This window comes from Kocuria sabuli (genome assembly GCF_040981185.1).
Lineage (GTDB): Bacteria > Actinomycetota > Actinomycetes > Actinomycetales > Micrococcaceae > Kocuria > Kocuria sabuli.
Window position 1 is genome coordinate 277,218 of sequence record NZ_JAVHZE010000002.1, and the last position, 20,468, is coordinate 297,685.

The 20,468-nt window shown below is 64.8% G+C and carries 15 protein-coding genes; 2 read left to right on the plus strand and 13 right to left on the minus strand.

From position 1 onward, the window contains the following. Positions 1–70 precede the first annotated feature (70 nt). From RE027_RS03410 to RE027_RS03455, 10 genes are all read right to left on the minus strand, one after another. A complete protein-coding gene (locus RE027_RS03410) occupies positions 71–1,123 on the minus strand; it encodes a zinc metalloprotease (RefSeq protein WP_368806832.1) in 1,053 nt (350 codons plus the stop codon). Beyond that, positions 1,063–1,884 (minus strand): zinc metalloprotease, encoded by an 822-nt coding sequence (locus tag RE027_RS03415; protein ID WP_368806833.1) that lies wholly within the window; start codon positions 1,882–1,884, stop codon positions 1,063–1,065. The genes RE027_RS03410 and RE027_RS03415 overlap by 61 nt, the downstream gene beginning before the upstream one ends. After that, positions 1,871–2,200 (minus strand): type III secretion system chaperone family protein, encoded by a 330-nt coding sequence (locus RE027_RS03420; protein WP_368806834.1) that lies wholly within the window; start codon positions 2,198–2,200, stop codon positions 1,871–1,873. Before RE027_RS03420 ends, RE027_RS03415 begins: the two co-directional genes overlap by 14 nt. A gap of 536 nt (positions 2,201–2,736) precedes the next feature. After that, a complete protein-coding gene (locus RE027_RS03425; RefSeq protein ID WP_368806835.1) occupies positions 2,737–4,617 on the minus strand; it encodes a hypothetical protein in 1,881 nt (626 codons plus the stop codon). A gap of 143 nt (positions 4,618–4,760) precedes the next feature. Beyond that, entirely contained in the window at positions 4,761–5,411 is a 651-nt protein-coding gene (locus RE027_RS03430; RefSeq protein ID WP_368806836.1) for a hypothetical protein, read from the minus strand. 182 nt (positions 5,412–5,593) lie between these two features. After that, positions 5,594–7,345, minus strand: a complete 1,752-nt coding sequence (locus RE027_RS03435) for a M4 family metallopeptidase (protein WP_368806837.1) — start codon at positions 7,343–7,345, stop codon at positions 5,594–5,596. Between the two features lie 47 nt (positions 7,346–7,392). After that, positions 7,393–9,279, minus strand: coding sequence for a M20/M25/M40 family metallo-hydrolase (locus RE027_RS03440; RefSeq protein ID WP_368806838.1), 1,887 nt, complete (start codon positions 9,277–9,279; stop codon positions 7,393–7,395). Between the two features lie 527 nt (positions 9,280–9,806). Further along, a complete protein-coding gene (locus tag RE027_RS03445; RefSeq protein ID WP_368806839.1) occupies positions 9,807–10,673 on the minus strand; it encodes a pentapeptide repeat-containing protein in 867 nt (288 codons plus the stop codon). A gap of 85 nt (positions 10,674–10,758) precedes the next feature. Next, positions 10,759–11,064 carry a hypothetical protein gene (locus tag RE027_RS03450; RefSeq protein ID WP_368806840.1) on the minus strand — a complete coding sequence of 102 codons (306 nt, stop codon included), beginning with the start codon at positions 11,062–11,064 and terminating at the stop codon, positions 10,759–10,761. Positions 11,065–11,172: 108 nt separating this feature from the next. After that, positions 11,173–12,609 (minus strand): M6 family metalloprotease domain-containing protein, encoded by a 1,437-nt coding sequence (locus RE027_RS03455; protein WP_368806841.1) that lies wholly within the window; start codon positions 12,607–12,609, stop codon positions 11,173–11,175. Between the two features lie 414 nt (positions 12,610–13,023). Here RE027_RS03455 and RE027_RS03460 point away from each other — a divergent pair, with 414 nt between their 5' ends. After that, positions 13,024–14,166: a YybH family protein gene (locus tag RE027_RS03460; RefSeq protein WP_368806842.1), complete on the plus strand. Its 1,143-nt coding sequence runs from the start codon at positions 13,024–13,026 to the stop codon at positions 14,164–14,166. A gap of 87 nt (positions 14,167–14,253) precedes the next feature. Then, entirely contained in the window at positions 14,254–14,442 is a 189-nt protein-coding gene (locus RE027_RS03465; protein ID WP_368806843.1) for a hypothetical protein, read from the plus strand. Here the strand turns inward: RE027_RS03465 and RE027_RS03470 are convergent. From RE027_RS03470 to RE027_RS03480, 3 genes are read right to left on the minus strand one after another with little or no spacing between them, the layout of a single operon-like run. Beyond that, positions 14,439–14,780 carry a hypothetical protein gene (locus RE027_RS03470; RefSeq protein WP_368806844.1) on the minus strand — a complete coding sequence of 114 codons (342 nt, stop codon included), beginning with the start codon at positions 14,778–14,780 and terminating at the stop codon, positions 14,439–14,441. The genes RE027_RS03465 and RE027_RS03470 overlap by 4 nt on opposite strands. Next, a complete protein-coding gene (locus RE027_RS03475) occupies positions 14,777–15,445 on the minus strand; it encodes a hypothetical protein (RefSeq protein ID WP_368806845.1) in 669 nt (222 codons plus the stop codon). The genes RE027_RS03470 and RE027_RS03475 overlap by 4 nt, the downstream gene beginning before the upstream one ends. After that, a complete protein-coding gene (locus tag RE027_RS03480; RefSeq protein WP_368806846.1) occupies positions 15,442–20,334 on the minus strand; it encodes a hypothetical protein in 4,893 nt (1,630 codons plus the stop codon). Before RE027_RS03480 ends, RE027_RS03475 begins: the two co-directional genes overlap by 4 nt. Positions 20,335–20,468: the final 134 nt, after the last annotated feature.

Sequence of the window (20,468 nt, forward strand, 5' to 3'; positions counted from 1 at the left end):
CCAGCTCATCCGTTGACACGGGGCGTCTTCCTGCGGGAAGACGCCCCGTGGTCTTCCACGCCCACCCGGCTCAAGGCGGACCGCCGACAGTCTCTTCCCGGTGCCAGCCCTGCCCCTCGTCCTCCTGCAGCGAACCCCCGACAGCTTCCTCCCGGTGCCAGCCCTGCCCCTCGTCCTCCTGCAGCGAACCCCCGACAGCTTCCTCCCGGTGCCAGCCCTGCCCCTCGTCCTCCTGCAGCGAACCCCCGACAGCTTCCTCCCGGTGCCAGCCCTGCCCCTCGTCCTCCTGCAGCGAACCCCCGACAGCTTCCTCCCGGTGCCAGCCCTGCCCCTCGTCCTCCTGCAGCGAACCCCCGACAGCTTCCTCCCGGTGCCAGCCCTGCCCCTCGTCGGTTCCATCTTCCAGTTCGATGTGAGGTTGTCCCTGGAATGAGCGACTTCCTGTAACGCCTGGGTCCGCGGAGCTGAGTGCCTTGAGCCGGTATCCCTTGTCGAAGAGCTCACCACCGAGTTGCACGATCTTCTCCGCGGTGCCTCCGAGCCAGTAGTACTGGCCTCCCGAGCCGGGCCCCCACGCCGCCGAATAACGGATCGCGCCGTTGTGCTCCGCGGAGCTCAGTGCCTTGAGCCGGTATCCCTTGTCGAAGAGCTCACCACCGAGTTGCACGATCTTCTCCGCGGTGCCTCCGAGCCAGTAGTACTGGCCTCCCGAGCCGGGCCCCCACGCCGCCGAATAACGGATCGCGCCGTTGTGCTCCGCGGAGCTCAGTGCCTTGAGCCGGTATCCCTTGTCGAAGAGCTCACCACCGAGTTGCACGATCTTCTCCGCGGTGCCTCCGAGCCAGTAGTACTGACCTCCCGAGCCGGGCCCCCACGCCGCCGAATAACGGACGCTGCTCGTAGTCGGAGAGCAAGGCGTGGATGTCCCCAAACCCGCCAGAGGACCGTCGAGGTTAGCGTGCATGCGCGTTACCTGACCCTTGGAGAACATGGTCATGGCCCGGTCGTCCACGTAGTCCATGTAGTTCATGAACATGTCACCGTTTGGCCCATTGTCGCAGCTCACATGGGGGAAAGTTGGCACTCCGACGTTGGGACCGCCCTGATTCGGAGTGTCGTCCACGAAATCGCTCCCCTGACACCCATCGTCATCGTCGCCCCAAATATGCCGACAACCAAACTGTGGCCGCATTCGTGCACTGCGGTTCGCCCGCGGTCGAACGGCGCCGTGGCTGTGCCGTTTGTACCGAACGCACTGTGCGTCACGACAATGCCTGCAGTAGATGGTGGGCCACCCGGGAACTGTGCATACCCGAGCAGGCCTCCCGCCAACTCGCACACCCAAATATTGAAGTATCGACCGGAGGGCCATGCATCGATACCGCCGGACGCGGTGAATTTCACCGCATCGTCGAGGTCGGCAAAAGCATCGACCGCCGTCTGTGATCTCGTGACCCCGGTGGTGGGATTGCCGGCCGGATCAATGGTCGCCAATGAGAACTGCAGCCGACAGTCCCCCACGAGTGATTTGAATGCTGCGGGAACGGAAACAATATCTGCATTTCCCGCCCTGAAGTCCTCATTCAGTACTTTGATCTGGCTCCCCACCTGCGCCTGCGAAATGTTCTGATCGGGCGTTTTGTAGACCACGTGCACCACGACCGGGATTCGCGTGCACCCGATTCTCCCCGCGTACTGCGGGCTTCTCGCGGTGCGTGCCACTTGGTTCTCGATCGCGGCACGGCGAGCAGCATAGCCGGGCACCTCCTGCAACAAGCGTTGGTGCAGTCGCTGCGTGCCGCAACGACGAGTTATTCGGGCTTCCAACGACTGATCCTCCGGCCCGCGCTCAGCATTGTCGGTACCGGACTCATTGACGCCCATATCTCTCTCCCTCAGTCATTTTTTTCATCACCAGAACATCTCGACTGAAATGATCGACACGATACACTTGCGATGCACCTGCAATTTTCATGACGATTTTGTTATCGACAACATTCCAAGAACCCGGGGATTGCACATGGGAGTCGACCGAAGATGGGAAGTAGTAGACCGCTGAACCATCCGGATTGATTGTCAAAGCCTTCCTGGGAGCCCGTGTTCGGGGAAAATCATAATGTCTTCCCCGGAAGATCAAGACATCCTCGGAGCTTTCTTCCGCTGACAGGAACCAAGTACCTTGCATATTCGCGCCATCCATGAACTGGTCTCATTTCTGGGCTGGGGTCGGTCAAAACACGGCCGTCCCCACAGGTCTTGAAGGACTGATCGTTGCGTTGTCCATGTTATTGGTGCGTTATTACGGATAGGTTGTCGAAGAGGTTATGACTGTCCCGACTTCCGTTGCCTTTCTGACCTGCGCCATGACTCGGTTGCCCTGAAAGTTTCGATGACCGGCGCGTCTCCTCGCAAGATTCTGATCATGCCACGACTGTTTCCTGCCGAGTTCCTCCTTCAGTCCGTCACGCTCGTGCGGGCCGGCAGTACCATCACCCCACCGCCGTCGATTCGGAATCAGCACCGGCGCTGGACAACAAGGTTTTCCGGCACCAGATCGACTGCGGTGAGCGCCTTGGCCGCACGACCCACGAGTCGATGGAGCAGGCGAGGACGAGGAAGCCGATTCGCCGGCTCGAGGCCGGGGTCGAGACCCTCAAGCGAGCCGCGAAGCTGCTCGGGAGAGATTCACATGGGAATAGTGGGCAGAAGCCACTACCGACCTGCCCGCGTGCCCCATCAAGAGGTCACAGCAGGATGCTCGCCGCCCGACTTGGCGGCATGCTTTGATTGAAGACGGGCTTTGCGCACGGGATCCGGGGATGCGCCCTCAACCAGGATGCGCGGAATGGCCAGCACATCCCCCACAGCACGTACGTCCTGCCAGTCGATGGCCAAAGCCCTCTCCCCGATGGTCATTTCGCCGGATGTGGATTGATTCTTCCACTCCCCCGTGAGCCCTTGTATTTTGTACTGAATATTCGGAGTACTTTCCCCCGTCCAGTCATTCGGGTGGTACGGGAAATTTATGTCATAGGTCGGCAAATTGTTGATCTCGCCGTTCAGATCGGGCGCAATGATCGTGAAACCTGCGATTTTGGGACGCGAATTCTCCCCCGTCTGAGGCGGTGTCCACTCCCATTTGAACAATGCTTTGGAAGTGAGGTCCGTCACGGTCAGGGCCATGATGAAGATCAGATGGGTCCGCTGAATGAATTCGTCGGGCTGGAAGTAGAACGCTGCACCAGTGTCTGAAATGGGTTTTGTCTGCTCGAACTGATATCCCGGGCCGAACCCTTCGACGAAGTCGACTATAAGGTTGATCTGCGCAGAAGTCGGCTGGTGGGGCCAGGGGAATTGAATAATGCCGTCGGTCAGCCCACCAGTAGTACCACCGACAGCCGGGCACTGCACATTCTGCGGTCCCGTCGGAGTGGTATAACTCGCGGACGGTACTACGATCTGCACTTTGTCGCTGCTGCCGATCGCAAGCTTGAAGGGCAGCTTGATGTCGTCCTGCTCGATGAAGAGGTGGTTCTCAGGACTGAAGTCTCCCAACTGTTGCTCGAAGTTGAAAGAGATCTGGTGCACATTCTCTTCGATACCTGTGAAAGTGAGCCTTTGATTGAACTGGGCCGTTTCTGAAAGGTTCACGCTTTTCATTGCATAGGATACTCCGCCGAAGAATCCTCCAGGTTTGGAAGCCTCGACCGGCTTGGGGTCAGGCTCGATCCAATTGCCTACTTCCATTTTTAAGTAGATGTCGAAAATAGCATCGAGAAGCTTGTTCACATCCACCCCCTCGGGCGGCTCGCCGACGACGTGCACATTGAGACCCTGAGAACGCCGAAGGTCCGCTCGTACCGTTTGGCGGTCAAAAGAACCATTGACGAGACCGAAATAGCTGGCCCGGGCCTTGGCATCCGACGAGAAGTAGTCGTAGACGACCTTCTTGAATCCGGTGGCTTGGATGGAACATTGGGGCACCATGTACTGATAACTATATGTGAACATGATGGCCACTTGCGGCGGGAAAGGAGAAGGGACGGCGCCGAGCATGGCAGCGAAATGGTCGGCTCCGTCGGCATTGAGTTCGAAGGCGAAGGCAACGGAGGAAGCTGCTCCCACGTCGATGCCCTTGAGCGGCTGGCCTTCCGTCACATACTGGTCTAAGCCGAATATGTCCATCTTTCCCGGAGCGAGACGCAAAGGCTGAAAATTGAACTGGCCTGCACTGGGCTGGAGGTTGTAGAGGTTTTGGATCAGTTCCGCCCATCGTTCTCTCTCTGCGTCATCGGGCAGTTCGACGACCAGCTCCACCATGAAGCTGAGAACGCCACCGATTGTCGTCTTGGAGCCGTCAGGATTGTTGCGCACTTTTTTGGTGACAAGGAACTCGGGGTCCTGCTCCTTGTTCTTTGCGATACGTCCCCATCGGGGGGCGTAGAACCAGGTGTCCCGGTTGTTCCCCTTGAACAGGATGAAAGCGGAGTCGGGGTCCGTGGCCACGGCGACGGTGCCGTCCACAAGATTGAAGTTGGGAAGATCCGCTGAAGCCAGTTGCAATTCCGCATCGGCATCAAAGGGATCTTTGACGGCACTGGGCAGTGCTTCACTCATTTTATGTCCACCTTTGCAACATAAGTTCCGTGCAGTTTGATTATTTTCGGTTCGTTTGGACTTCGTTCTGGTTGATGCCGGCTCCTCTGCCGTTGATGCCGAAAGCTTGCCACGGGCGCGCCAGGGTGGCTGGACACCTGATGTCATGAGGCCACCAGTCGAAATGCTCGTGCTTCTCTGTCACGTTCAGCACGAAGAAGTATTGCCTTCTCGGAGAGTTCGAAATATTGGTCGAACGGCACAAGGGGTCGACTCCGAAGGGTTCCATCGATCTCAAGCCGCATTCCCGTAGTATGTATCGGGTCGGGGATGAATGCGATCTCGAACTGAGTCGGAGAGGATTCGAGGTCCGCACTGACCAGCGTTTTCTGCCCGGCAGTTATCAATTCCCCGTCGACACTGTGGTTCCATCTAATGATGAGGTAGTCGCGCCTGCTCGGCCCTGGGTGAAGATCAAATATCAGATTGGTCCGCTGGATTGCTTGATTGGGTTCGAAGAACAGGTTGCCGCCCGTTTCTTCAATGGGTATCGAGAAGGACTTGACGAGTCCTTTCAATCCCGTGTCCGGCTGGAAATCAACGATGATGGTCGCGTGCACATGGTCCGGGAAACTCGTTCCCAATCGTGTTACGAACCCTTCGGAAATGCCTCCTCCTGCGCCGAACTCCCCCGAGCCGCACGGAAGATTCTCCTCAGTTCCTGAATATATGCAGTCCACGCGGTAGCGCGTCACCAGCCATTCAGGAGCGCTGCCTACGACAATTTTTACGGGCAGTACGCTTGGAGTTGTCATGCCGGCCGTCCAAAGTTGTTCGGTATACCGTGAGACTCGCATTTTTCGATCGGCTGTTCACGGTCATGGGCCTATGAAAACTCGAGTTCGTCGAGCAAGCACAAGAACATCAATGCACGGCGGAATGTGCCCGTGTCCGTTGGACATTGAATTGCTCCACGTGTCCGGTCCTCGAGTCGGTACTAGATTGTGTCGATGCCGACGGACTGGTAGCCCAGGCGGATGGCGTCAAGCTTGTTCTGTCTGTCGGTGTCTCCGCCGAAATAGGTGCGGGCGACGTCCAGGATCGATTGGAGGGCCTCCGAAAAGGTGGCCAGGGAGCTGAGCCGTGCCATGCCGAAGTAGGTCAGCACGGCGACGTCCTCGACGCTGAAGACTCGCGCCTCGCGGTCCGTCATCGTGAGGAGGTTGTGGACGGCCTTGTTGTGGATGCTGCTGTTGAAGTGGACCCAGCCTTGGTCATTGCCGTTGTTCGGCAGCTCGCCGGGACTGAGATGACGGAAGTCGTTCATGTGCATTGGGTGCCCGGTGCGGGACGGATCCTCGAAGTCCCGCAACGGGCGCCCGTCGCGTCGCAGTCCGCGGCCGATCTCCCAGTCCCAGGTACCGACATCGTGCCTGTCCGGGGCGGTGTACCAGTTGTTGATGATGACCCCGGCGATGTCCGCGAACGATTCGTTCAACGCTCCCGACTGGGTCGCGTACACGAGGTTCGAGGTGTGCTCGATCACTCCATGAGTGAGTTCGTGGCCGATGACGTCCAGGTAGCGGGAAAGGCTGACGAGCCGCCCGTCGCCTTGGACCTGGCCGTACCACATCGCGTTGTCGAACCAGAAGGCGTTGAGCAGGGTGGGTGGAGTCTCCATGCTTCTGGCCGTGACGTTCACGACGGATTTGATGGCCATACCCTGGTCGTCGAGGCCATCGCGCTGCAGGACCGACTTGTAGAAGTCCAGCACCCGTGTCGCGTTGACGTGGGCCGACACGGCGGCGCGGTTGGTGGTGCTGAAGTCGCTGCTGTCCGCCTGGACGGGATGAGCCGGCAGCGGCGGATTGTCGAAGATGTCGGCGAAGTCCAGATCGTAGGTCCCGGAGGAGCGCAGGGGATCGTTGAGCCAGCACTTCGTGTCGGCCTGGTCGACCAGTTGCCCGTAGAACTTCTGCTCGGTTTCGTCCTCGTCGATGCCCTTGCACCGCGCCGGGATTGCAGTGGGGACGGCGCTGTAGTGGAAGAGGACCTCGCCGTCGTGAGCGTCGACGAGGTAGGTGACCCTGGGCGGGACCGGCCGGCGGCCCAGGCCGTGGAGGTTCTCGTCTTCCGCGTCGGTCGTCCCATCGGCGGCGGGTGGCTCGGCGGGCAGTCCGTGGAAGAGCCAGGCCAGGTGCCAGCGTGAGTCCTCGTCCTTGTAGAAGTGCAGTCGGCCGCTCACCCCGGCCTCGGAAGGGATGTCGGCCCCTGTGTACTGGGCCACCTTGTCCAGTGCTTCAGCGCGGCTGAGGGACTCGACCGGGTCAACACCGGTGACCTGATCGAGGTGGGCGTTCACGCTCACCAGGTCACGGGCGTCGGTGAGCTCCACGACCGCGCTGGTTCCGAAGATCGGGATGCCCTGGGACGTCTGGGCGAAGCGGAGCTGGTGGGTGCCGAGCACCCGCAGGTCCTGCTCGCTCTCGGCGACCAGGCCGGGCACCAGCCCGGGTTCTTCCGGAGCCACCACGGCTTCCATCGCGCGTCGGTCGTCCTGGCGGAGGAGCTTGTCGAGGTAGAACCGCGCTGCCGCCTCGTTGCTGGTGAAGAACTGGGGCGGAGCATCCGTCGCAGCTCCGGTGGCCTCCTCGGCGAGGAACGACTCCGCCGAACGTGATGCCTCCCCCGAACTCCGGGCCGCATCATCGCCGGCATGGTAGTGGAATGTTTGAAACGAACCAGGCATTCGAACCGTCTCCTTGAACAGGTCTTTCCGAGGGCGGGGTCAGATGTTCATCGGGTGGTGGTCACCCAGGCCGCGGCGGCGATCAGGCGGGCGATGTCGGCGGCGTAGTCCGGATTGATCGCTGTGTCCGTGGGCAGGTGGTAGTGCGGGTTCATCTCCTCCGGCGGCGCGCCCGGACCGGGGCCGGCGAACAGGTCCTCCGAGGCCAAGCAAGCGGTATAGCCCTGCTCCTGGAAGCTGTAGTGATCGCTGCGGGCCTCGGCGGGGTCCCACTCCCCCTCATGGGGGTAGATCTGCGGAGCGGGCAGATCCGGGGAGACCTCCGAGACGAGCCCGGCGATCATCCGTGCCAGCGCCAGGGACCGGGTCTGCACTGTGGGCCGCGGCGTGATTCCGGCATGGAGCTCGAAGGCGGGCTCGGGCCGGACGTCATAGCCGATCATGTCCATCTGGAAGACGGCCACGATCGGGACGCCCAGCAGCCGCTGGTCGCGGGCATAGTCCTTGCTGCCCACCAGACCGTGTTCCTCGGCGTTGAACAGCACGAAGCGCACGCTCCGACGTGGCAGCTGCAGGGCGGCATCCAGGGCCAGGAATGCCTCGGCGGCGGCCAGGACCCCGGCGGTCCCGCTCGCGTCGTCGTCGGCTCCTGGGGCCGGGTCCGTGGCCGGGCGGTATCCGGGCTGCCGTGCCCCGGTGGAGTCCAGGTGCGCGGTGACGAGCACGACACCGTCCAGCCCGCTGCCGGGCAGCTCGGCCTCGACGTTGTCCAACGATCGGCCTTCGTGGGTGAAACGGTGTCGATGGACGACGAACCGGTCCTGTCCTGTCCGTTGCAGATCGTTCACCAGGGCGGTGACGGCCGCGGTATTGTCCTGGTGATGGATGTGTCGGCTGCTGATTACCACTTCGGCGGCGTCGCCCGGACGGGTGCCGGTGTAGCGCTCCACATGGCTGCTGAGATGCTGGGCAGAGATCGTCGTGGCCAGGATCTCGCGCTCCCCCGGGGTCAGGGTCCCCGGGGCTGCTTCAGCAAGGGGTGCCGGGGCTTCCCGCAGGTCGGGCTCGCCCAGCAGGGGTGCGGGAACGAGCTTGAGGTTGTGCCCGTGCCGGGTGTCCCGGAAGTGGTGGTCCTCCACCGATGCGCCCCCGGCCACGGCCACCAGGAGGCCCTCCTCGGTCGAGGCGAGAACCCCAGCGGTTTCCGGGGCCGACTCGAGGAGAGCCGTGGAGTTCCCGTCCGCGGTGAGAAAGCCACTGGCGGCCTGGGGGTCGTCGCGCAGCAGGTACAGGTCGGTGCTCAGCGGTTCCCCCTCCGCGCCCAGGCGGTCCACCCAGAACCCCAGATCGTCCAGCCACGCCACGGTGGCCGTCGTGGTGATCGCGTACACCGTGGTGCCGTCCTGTCCGGTGACGTGCACCGGCAGCAACGGCAGGTCCCCCAGCCGCGCTTGCCAGTTCGCACCGGCACGGCCCCCCGGCACCCTGATGCGGACGTAGCGCAAGGACGCGCCCTCCAGCACCGGTACGGCCAGGAGCGGGTGCGGGGCGACCAGGAATCCGGCCCGCATGGCCTGAATCCGTTCGCCCGGGTCCTCACCGACGAACAGGGCACGATCCGCCGCCCCGGCCCGCTCCCTGGCCTGCTCGAAAATCCGCGGAGAATTCTTCGCGCCGTAGGCCACGAGCCCGGATTCGAAGAAGTCTCTCAGGCCGGCCGCCCCCAGCGCCCGGTCGACGTCCTCGGCCGGGATCCCGCCGGGGTTCGAGAGGATCCCCAATCGAGCACCGCCGTCGCGGAGCCGCCCCAGGACCTCGGGAACGTACGGGTACACCAGCAGTCGGTCGATGCGGTCACCACCGGCGGCGACGGTGACCGAGGCCAGCGTGTTCCCGATATCGAAGAAGACCACCGTCCCCGTGAAACCCACCATGACTCCTCCTGCTCGAGTGCCCGAGGCCTCCGCTCAGACGGGGCCGCTTGATCGGTTCTTCCTGCAATGCCGGCACGACCCATTAGAGCAAGTGCCGTGTCATCGGACCGTTATCGCTCCGTCTCCCGTTCGTTGACGCTTGTTCCCAGCGACTGCCGCTCTGGGCCTGTCGTTCAACCCTTGATCTGATGGTGTCCCGCAACGGGTTCGGGAGACGCTCGATGGTGTCGATCGGGGCTGTGCGTCAATGGCCGAGTGGCAGGACCGCCCTGAAGGACAGGGTGTGTCCGGTGGTCCTCGTGGACTGCATCCACGTCGAAGTCCGCGACGGGCAGGTCGCCAACCGGCCGACCTGCATCGCCCTGACCGGCAGGGGCCGCGCCCGGTGGACCCAACGCCGGAAGGCAGCGTTCAACACCTTCGAGATGACCTTCGACGGCCGACTCTCCGCCGGCCGCCGAAGAACATCAACAACCAGAGATCACCGGGAATCGGCGTCACCACGAGGTGACTTCGCCTCCGACCCCCTACGACCGCAGGGGCTCGGACGGACCTCCGTCGTCGGTGAGCCCCTTGGTGCGTGTCCGGTCGGCGCGGGCGAGGTCGACCCCGCCCACATCGGCGTCCGTGAGGTCGGCATCCGTCAGGTCGGCGTCCGTGAGGTCGGCACCCCTGAAGACCGCCCCTCGGAGATCCGAGCCCCCGAGCTTCGCATTTTTCAGATACGCGTTCTCCAGGTGCGCGCCCCTCAGGTCCGCACCCCGCAGATCGGCATCCATCAGGTCCGCACCGGCAAGGTTCGCGCTGGTGAAGTTCAATCCATGGAGGTCGGCTGATCTCATGCTCACCTTGATCAGGACTGCGCGCTTGAGATCGATCAGGGAGTCGGGCCAGGTGGGACCAGCTGCATGCGCGCGATGCGCACTGATCATGGAGATGATCGCATTGCGAACCTCCCGGTCATCCCCGCCGTGTCCTTCCTGCCCACCCCCCGGGCGTGGTCTGCCGCGCAAGTATGAGCACATGAGTTTGACCGAGACATCGCGATGACCCTGCTCCTCCGCTGCCTGCCACTCGTCGGCCAAGGCGGCCAGGGCATAGATTCCCGCCAGACGCACGGTTTCGTGCTCGCTCGACAGCTGCTCGGCGGCGGTGGTGTATCTGTTCTGCCTCGCGGACATGACCTCGCGTTCGTGTGTTCTGTTCGCCGTGTCCGCCATGGTCTCGCGGGTCTTCATCGAGGCCCTGAACCCCAACAGCGCGCCGACGGCCACGATGCACCCACCGATCACGGTCGCCCATGGCTGTGACAGAGCTGTTAGAACCTCCATCGTGCCCCGGACACCTCCTGTCGATCGTCCGCCGGGAAACCAGACGTCGCCGAAGCCGGACATCGGCCCGGCCGGTATCTTGCCGAGGTTCCGTGCTCGAGGAGGGAGGGGCGAGGCGGCCTGGACATCTCTGTCACCTGCCCCGCTCTCACGCCTCACGGAGCTCGACGTTGTCCTCTCCGGTGGGTCCAGGAACACACATGTCGCCATCCACCGTGCTCTTGGCCAGGCAGGAGAGAACCGTTCCTGGTCGCGCACTGCCGAGCATCCGGCTGCGTACGGAGAGAAGAATCTCCTGCCCCCTCCTGGAGGTCAGGAGATCACGCGCATCCTCGACAGGTTCGGACTTTTCCAGCCGCAGCGTGACGAGACAGAAGCCCCGCAGACGGGGATGACCCTCGACGGCGAGAACTGTCCCCGTAATTGCCGTCCGGTTGTCGACGACGTGAACCATGGTGCGCCTGCGCTTTCTGATGATGGCGCCGCGGCGCAGACGCGTCTCCGGTCCGAGATGAAGCTGGTGTCCGTCGCGTGTGCGCCATGCGGGCTGCGTGGCGGAGCTTCACTCGCTGAGGGTCACCTTGGCGGTCATGTGAGCAGCAGAGCCGGAGATGTCCGTCACGGACACTGACGTCGGCTGCCCCGCGTACGAGTCGGAGGACGGATTGCTGCTTCCGTCGAAGGTGGTGTTTCCGTTGGTTCCCGGATATGGATCCCCTGCGTCCCCCCGGTCCACCGACCTCTCGAGCTCGCGCAGACCGTCGGACTGGACGAGACCGACCAAGTAGTTGTTCTCGTCGCTGTTGTCGTCCCTCGACTCGTCGACGTGCCAGATCAACAGGCCGTCCCCGGGCAGTTCCGTGTCGTAGCCGGTCCTCTGCCGGTTCTCGAGGAGGAAGTACTCGGGTCCTCGCTCCCCGTGGGTCCACAGCCGGTGGACTTCCTGGCTGATCTTCACATCGGTGAGCGACAGGGCTTCCCCTGGGGTGATCTGTGCTTCTGTGGCCCAGCCCTGTTGCACTTTGCACCAGGCGGACGGGTGGGCCGGTACATCACCGCCACCGTTCCACGAGCCACCGCCCATGAGGCACCAGTTCCCGACTCCTTCTGACGTGTCATCGATGTCGTACAGATCAGGGAATCCGAACACCAGGTGACCGAGCTCGTGCGCACACACGCCGATCCGGCTGTCCTCGGGGATGGTCAGATAGGCGTAGACGGTCCTCCCGTCGACATTTCTCGGTTGGCGCAGGGTCCACTTGTGCGACCAAATGTCTCCGGGATCGCTGGTCTCCTCGCCACCCCGGCCGGCATGCACCACCACGAAGGCGTCGACGTATCCGTTCTCGTCGTTGTCGTACGGCCCGAAGTCGACATCAGGTTCGGCCGCCGTGAGCGCATGGTCGGCCATGATGCGGGCGCGGCCCTGCCCGCTGGGTCTGCCGATGCCGAAATTGTTGTTGGCGTACCATTCCAGCGTTTCCGGCAGGGTGTAGGGACCCACGACTTCCCCGACGATGTCGACCAATCCGTTGGTCACTTCCAGGAAGTACTCATGGACACTGCCGTGCGGCAGGACGTTCGAGGAGAAGAACAGGTCCTCGAAGTGCGACCGATCCTGTTCCATGGGCCGGTCCTCGAACTGGGCCAGGACCACGATGACCCGCACCTCCCCACGCAGAGGAGCCCGTGTCGCCGCCTCTCTGGCCATCTCACGGCCGGAGGTGCCCTGGGGAAGCTCGGAGGGCGGGAATATCACGCCGTCGTCAAAACCCAGAGGGCGTCTGAAGGGAACGATTCCCAGGTTCGCCGCCACGCCGGGGTCCGGGCTCGCTTCCCGCAGTCCCGCCAGCACTTCTTGCATGCGGGCCCTCGCCTCGGGGCTGGGAGCCACGGCGCAGAAATCGTCCGGTGCCGGCGCGGCAGCCGACACACTCCTGCGGTGCACCCCTCGTGCGGGGGTCCCCGCTGGTGTGAGCTGCTGGATGTCCCAGGACATGGGGTTCCTCCCGATGTCGTCCCGTCCACGTGGAAGTGGCTGTCGGGACAGTGAACACGAGGATCCGTTATCTGCCCATCATTACTCATTGGTTACCACACTGTGCTGCGGCAGTCAGAGGTATTTTCCCGGGCTCGTCGCTCATCTGCGCATGCGCGGGTATTCTGCGGCGGCGGCCTCGGGGGACGCTGGAGTGCCACCCCGAAAGGTTCCGCCGGCACGCACGGCCACCGTGGCCGGGGCCATCGCGTCGGACGTCCTCGGTCCAGCATGCGCCGGTAACGCCACGATGACGGCCGCTGGAGAAGACTGAGTCACCGGTCCGGACGCGTACAACCCTCCGGACGCACCGATGAGAGCAGTGCAACGGTGCCGGGGAGCAGAGAACGGACTGAACTATCCGGGAGGACCACCATGATCAATCCAGTGGTCAACGATGTGCTGGACGCATATCACGAGGCGGTCGAGGCGCTCATGCGAGGAGACCCACAGCCGCTGAAGGACATGTTCTCGCACAGTGAGGACGCGATCTGGGCCAATGCACCGGCTCCTCCCACTTTCGGTTGGGATCGAATCTCCAGAGCACTCGACGGTGCACACGCTCGGACGGCCGAAGGGATGTCGATCGATTTCCAGTCGGTCTCTGATCTCATCACGGAGGACGAGGCGCACATCGTGGAAATCGAGAAGGGCTTCCGCGGTGAAAGTCGAACGAACCGATCGGTGCTGTTCACGTCCAGAACCACCTCCATCTTCCGACTGGAAGAGCAGGAGTGGAAGCTGCATCTCCGTCACACCAGTCCCATGACACCCTCCAAGGTGCACAAATGGAAACCCACATGGAGATACAAAATGGCGGTGGGAGCCGTTGTCCTTCTGCTGCTCCTCGTCATTGTCCTGCTCCATCTGCGGGACCCGGAGGCGAACACCCTCGAATTCGAGATGGCGAAGGTTGCCATGCAGGCGCTCGGCGTGGTCGTCATCGGTGCCTTGGTCGGACTTGCCGTGAACAGGCTGACGGAGCAGAAGGTGCAGGAGACCGCGCAGAAGAATTTCAGGCGGGACAATCTCCGCCGCCAGTACGACACCATGGTCTCGCTCTTCGACCGCTCCCTCAACGCCTACAACGAGGTGAAATGCATACGGCGGTCCCTGGATGCCAGGACCGGGCCGGAGGGGAATCGAATGATCGACGCGAAGACCTATGACGCTCACATGAAACGCTTGAACGCCCAGCAACTCGAATTCGAGAGCTTGAAGAGGACTGCCCGCGTCTGGGGCATCATGAACGTCGACGCGGAACTGAACACCGGATTGCTCACACTCGAGTTGAAGTTCACCAAGATCGAGAAGTACCTCAACAACATACTCGACGAGTACCAGAGGACGTGGCCCGCGGTCCGCCACGCCTCCACCCCCTTTCCGGCCCCTCCTCTTCTCGTGGATTTCGTGGACGAGACCGGCAACTTCAGGGAGAGGGCCACAAGATCGATCCGTGCCTTCGAAACCGACTTCGTGAAACTGCAGACGGAGGTGTCGAGACTGGATTCTCAATGAACCGGTGGAAGCGGTGCGACCGCTGGCTGTCCCGCCGGTTCCGCACCGAGCCGGGTCGACATCGTCCTCCTCCAGCTCATCGGACTCTTGTCCGGTGCGGTCTCCGGTGCTACGGGCCTTCGCCACCTGAACGGCCGCAGCACACGACTCGGGCTGCCGGTCGCGCTGTCCATCCTGAAGCTTCCCATGGGCGCCCTGGCTGCCGTCCTCGGCCTGCTGCTGATGCGCGGCGAGTTCATTCCCGGCCTCAGCAATAACGCCGAGATCATGCATTAGTTCGTTGGTGTGCTCGGTGGCATCTGCGGCTTGTTCTGCAGGCGTTCAGTCGTCTCGCGCAAGGCATCGGCTACGCGTTTTCCGAAGGTCTCCCCGGGTGACGGCGCGGCTTCCATCTGCGCCCGCAGCTCATCGGCCTCAGCCTGTGCCGCTGCCCGGACCTCCGGGTCCGGTGACTCCAGACGGGCCGCCAGGGCGGAGATCTCCCGCAGCGCTTCGCCGAGGGCCGAGACGGCGGCCCCCGGCGAAGCGGTGAGGTCCTCGGGCGACCGGCCGGTCTGCGCGGCCAGCCACATGAGGCCCGGACCGCGATCCTCGTCCCGGTCGGCCCCGCTCATCGCCCGCCCCCCGCCTCGTCGCTGGCATCGAGACCCAAGAACCGGCCCGGCGAGATACTCCCCCGCGCCACGTCCAAGACTTCTTTGGGGGTGGTCATCACGTGCCCGGCCTCTGGATGCGGAACAAGGTCGAGTCCGGTGGCGCACGCCCACAGGACCTCCCCGACGCGATAGCTCACGATGCCGGTTCCAGCGTCAGCCAGGAGCACGTTGAGCTCGGCCGTGTCTTCGTCGTCGAGAGTCAGGACTCTGTTGCTCGCCTCGGCGACGGCGACGGCAGCCTCCCGCGTCCGGTGGTCCAGGGGGTTGCCGCTGAGGTCGAGTACCTGCAGGGTCGGCAGGCCGACGACGGGTCGGCCGTCCCGCACCCTGTTGCGCCTTAGCACCGCCACCTGCAGCCTCAGGTCCGTCACCCAACCGGTCTCGACCAGGTCGCTGTTCCTGATTTCCAGCACCCGCAAAGACTGCAGCTCCGACAGGGGCGAGTAGTCCCCTACGGAACAGCCGATGAGCGACAGGGTCTCCAGTGCGCCGAACAGTTCGATGCCCTCAAGTGAACGTGCGGTGGTGACCGCCAGGTCCCGCAGCTCATTCGGCGCGGCGCCGGCCCGGGTCATCCCGGCGGCTTCCATCTCTGCCACGGAACGTTCGATGTCGGTGCTCATGTGGATGCCCCCTCCTTTTCGGTCGCAGTGTAGGCCGCCGCGAAGTTGAGCTCGATGTTCCGCCAGTTGCCTGACTGCCGCAGGGCCAGCTGGGCGATCGTCAGCTCCATGTATTCATCTTCGTCCACTCGGTAGTGCATGCCGATCGGGTCATTCAGCATCGAGGCGGGAATCATGCTCACGTCGCCGTCCCACACCCACTTCTGGAGTTGACCTTGGAGGTGCCTGATGTAGCCCAGGGGACCGAGCCCGTGGTGGGCGATGAACTCGTTGCGGAGCCAGTTGTGGAAATCCTCCGTGTCGATGATGCCGGTAGGCACCCATCGCCCGCCCTTCTTCTTCCTGAACGCGCCGACGTGACCGGACAGCACCACCGTGAACGCCGGACCGCCGTCCTCACCGACGTCTCGGGGAAGCACGCTCGGACGATGCAGCACCCAGCGCGTGGGCGAGCGCAATGAATTCTGAGCGGTGACCCAGCGCAGGCCGTCACGGATGCTGCCGGCGCTTACCGCACGTACCGCTATCTCGAGGACGCTGGGAATGAAGTTTGTGGGAATCCATTCATGAAGGGGGCGGGAGCCCCGATAGCGACTTTTGGCATAATTCATGGCCGGCGGGCTGTCGTTCCACACGGTGGAGAAGCCTTCCAGCGTGACACCGTTGAATTCTCCTGAAGATACCAACGCCCGCAGGAAAGGGATGATTCCTTTCGCCTGCATGATGGCGGTCTTGATGAGCGCATGCACGGCGTTCTCCGGCATGTCGACGAATGTGCCCCATGGGCCGCCCGACGCGGTGTAGGACATCGTCTGGATCCGCTGTAGCAGTCTGTCGTTGTCCTGCGCGGTAATGATCTGGCTCGCGTCGCTTTTCATCCGGTCGACCGTGTCGTCGCCGAGCACCCGCAGGAACTGTGGTCGGACGGTGTGGTCAGGATCGGGTGACTGGGTCTCGAACGCGTGGATCTTGAAGTCGTTCGAGGCGCTCGATCGCGCCTCCTGCTGGCTACCGACAAGGAACCAGGGCAGCAGCTGGCGATGGGTGGCGGGCCGGGAGAGCCACGCTCGGGCGCCGTCGGAGTTGACGACCGACATGTCCCAGATCGGCGTCGTGCCGTCGGGCGCGAGCTTCGGCCCAGATAGGACACTCTTCCACTGGGACGCGACCGATTCCGCGTATGCAGCGCCGTGCCCTTGGATGTGAGCCGCGATGTCGAGAAGGTACTCGTCCGGGTCCTTCTGCCCGAACAGCTTGAAGACCTCCCGCAAGAGGTCGGCCAGGGACCGCTGGCGGCTCTCGAGCCCGTTATCGTTCGGTGGCTCGCTGTCATCGGCAGGGTCCCGGTTCGCCTCCTCGAATGCGCGGGCGAGCACGTCGGCGTCGGTGTCCATGGCCGTGATCACGCTCTCAAGCTCGTCGAGTTTGGCGGCGGCGGCCGAGCGGTCGTCGTCGTTCTGGACGGATGACAGACGGCTCCGCCACTCGGTGATCCTCTCCCGGATGGCGGCCGGCGCGGATGCGACCATGAGGGTCGCCTCATCCCCCGAGCGCTCGATCCAGGTGCGGTGCGCCTCGCCCGCCGCGGTGAAGCGCACCGTCGTGCCCAGCTCCGTATCGCCGTCGCCATTGACCTTTTCCTCGCCACTGAGCCCCAGGCGCGCCAGCAGGGCTTTGGCCCTTTCCGCGAGGAACCCGATGACCCGATCCATCGCGGCATACACGACGGTCTGGAGGCGCTCGATCACCCCGGCCACCTCCTCGGGCAGCCCTTCCAGATGCAGGAGTCCGGCGAGGAAGTCGATGACCGGCGGAATGAGAGTTGCGAGGGCTCGCTCCACGGCACTGGCGAGACCGCTGAGGTTGCCCGCGATCACGTCCGCCATGCCGTTGACCACGGCCTCCACGAAACGGAAGATCTGCGCGGCGTTGCGGAAGACCCACGCGCAGATCCGGTAGATCAGCTCGATCGCCTGGGCGATGGCCCCGACGGGATTGAGCATCCCGAGCACGCGGCCCACGACCTGCTGGATCAGCACCTCCATGAGGTACTCCACCGCGGCATCGAGGATCATCCCGACGACGCTCTCGGGTTTCAGCTGCTCTTCCACGAGTTCGACGAGCCCTTCCGGGCCCCGTTCGATGAGCACGGAGATCAGCTGCCAGGCCTCCTCGATGACCTCGACGGCAGTGGGGCCCACATGGCGGACAAGAATTTCCCGCATCCGCGGCCACGTGACTCCCATGACCTGCAGCGCGAACGTCAGCAAGGAGCGGGGCGAGAAGTCCCGCGGCATCGGGATCGGTGTCTCGAGCTCGGAGAACAGCCAGGCCCAGAAGCCGCCCAGCACGTGCGTGCCGAAGTGATCGAAGAACTGCTGGAAACCCAGTTTGAGCCCGGCCACGAGATTGTTGACGAACCGCACGGGATCGTCGGCGATGTCGGAGGCGACCTGCTCGATGCGGGCGACGAGCGTCCAGAAGTCCCCGGGCGGGATACCGACAAGGCGCAGCAGCCCGTTGATAACCGCCCGGACCGGGTCGTCGATGAACTCCTCGATCGCGGCGACGACCCGCCCGACCAGGCCACCGGCCTCCTCCCGCCGGGCCTGCGTCTCGGCGTGAACCTCGTTGACGGCCTGGATGGCTCGCTGGGTCACGTCGTCCACGAAGCCCATCTGAGCGGCGGTGACCCGTTGGCTGAGACCATCGAGCATGCCACTGAAGCGTGCCCGCTCGGCCGCGGCCCAGTCGGGAAACTCGTCCTCCATCGCCTGGAATGTCGCGTCGATGTCGTCGCGGGCTTGGCGGATCAGGGCTTGGGCGGCGGCGACGACACCGTTGACGTCCGTCGAGATGTCCAGCAAGAGATCGCACACGCCGTCACCGAACTGTTGCTCGGCGCGGTTGTACTCGTCCGTCACCCAGTCGGGCAGGCCGGTGATGTAGTCGCCGACGGCGAGGAGAGTGCCGCCGACTCCGGAGTGGCGCTCGTCGATCCACCGCTTCACCCGGTCTAAGGAATCGTGGAAGTCCTGGGAAAGTCTGTTGAGACCGGCCTCCCAGCGAGCGATCGCGGTCCGGGTCAGCGGCTCCAGGAGTGTGTCCACCCGTTGCTGGGCGTCGTCGTAGATGCGTTGGGCCCGTGCGGCGACGGCCTCGCGGGTCTGCTCCTCCGAGGTCACCATGGCGGCCTGCCCGGAGCCGACCGAGTCGACGGTCCCGGCGCGGGAGGCACGCATCGCGGCGACGGCCCGCAGCTGCAGCTGCGCCATGTCCGCCTGCGCGGTCTCGATGGCCTGCTGCTGCTCCGCCTGGATATCCTGCGGGGTCCGCTGCGCCGCCTCGCCGAGTTCACCCCGCGCGGCCCGGGCCTCGGCGAAGGGACCATCGGGGATTTCCCGGGTCACGCGGGTGTCGATTCCCGACTCGGCGATCCGCTGGTCGGTCGCGGCGACGTCGGCGTCCAGGGACGTGTGCTCGGGCGGAATGGGGTCCGGGGCGGCCGTCCCGGCGTCGACGCCGGTGCCGGGCACCGCGGGGGGCGGCGCGCCGATCGGGGTGGCCGTGAGCGCGGGAGTACCGGCCGGGGCCTGCGCCATCGCGTCGTACGGGTCGGTGACCTCGGCGGCCTGGGTCTCGACCGAGCTGGTGACGGTGGCGCCCGCCCGCTGCGCCTCGCGGGTCGGGTCGGACTCGAGCAGTTCGTCCTCGTCCTCGGGACGGTTGGAGCGGATGGCGGTCCGGATCCGCTCGCACAGAGCAACGGTCTCGGGGCTGGGAGCGGGCAGGTCGCCCAATTCCGCGGCGAGCTCCTCCTGGGCACGGGCGGCGGTCTCCGCGGCGGGTTCGGTCACGGCACCCCGGGCGTCCGCGACGGAGGCGGCCGCGGGTGGGAGGTCCCGGGCGGCCCGGGCCGAACGTCCCGCACCACCGGCGACGGCGCCGCCGCGCGCCGCCGCGGACGGGCTGAGCGCAGTGGGCGGCTCCGGCATGATGAGTTCGACGACCGTCCCGGCAGCGGGCTCCCCGTCGGCGGCGACCTCCACCCCGGCCGCCGGTGGCTCCGCTGCACCCTCCTCGCCAGGTGCGAGGCCCTCCCTGGGTACGGTGCCTCCGGCGGACGAGGAGGCCTCGGTGCCTGGTGCCCCGGCCCTGTCCGGGGCGGTCCGCTGCGCAGCGGTCTCCCCGGCGCGCCGGTCGGCGGCGGCCACGACGTCAGAGGCCGCGGCGGGCACGCCCGCCGGGACGACGTCCGCCCCGGGGGGTGCGACCTCCGGGCTCGGCGGGGCCGAGGGCACCGGCGCCCGAGGTGCTGCGAGCACGGCTCCGAAGAGCCCGGCGAGCGCGGCGCGGATCGCGGCGTCGAGAACCCGCAGCGACTCGGGGCTGTCGGCGCCGTAGAGACCAGGCGCGAGGAAGAGGTCGGTGTCCGTCACGAACGCGGGCACCCCGCCCAGGGACGCGTCCCGGTGGACCTGCAACCGCGACGGCTCGACCCCGAGGAGTCCTCGATAGACCTCGGCGAGGCGGGGGCTGAGCGGCTCGCCCGGCGGCAGGGCGCCGGCGGGCAGACGGATCGTGGCCTGCCTCCCGGACCGGAGGACCTCGACGTTCTCGGCGGGCCGCCACACGGCCTCGGCGGGCAGGGAGCGCAGGTCCACGCCTAGGACGGCACCCCGCAGCGTGACGGCGGGCGCCGACAGGGGCTGCTCCGGGCTCCAACCCTGGACCGACCACGTCGCCTCCCCGAGCCCGAGGCCGGCGAGCCCCACCCGGGCCCGCATCGCGACGGTGCCGTCGAGGGACCCGTCCGCGCGGAAACCCGCCCGGCCGCTCAGCTCGGCGAATGGCACCCGTCCGCTGAGCAGTACCTCGCCTCCCGCCACGCCCCACTCCGCCCGCCCCGCTACGAGCCCGCCCGCGGTCAGAGGGCCGAGCCCGACGACGGTCCCCCCTCCGGGCGCCCGCGGCACCGCGCGCAGCACGGACTCCGCGGCCGGCCCACGCCCGGCCGTGGCGA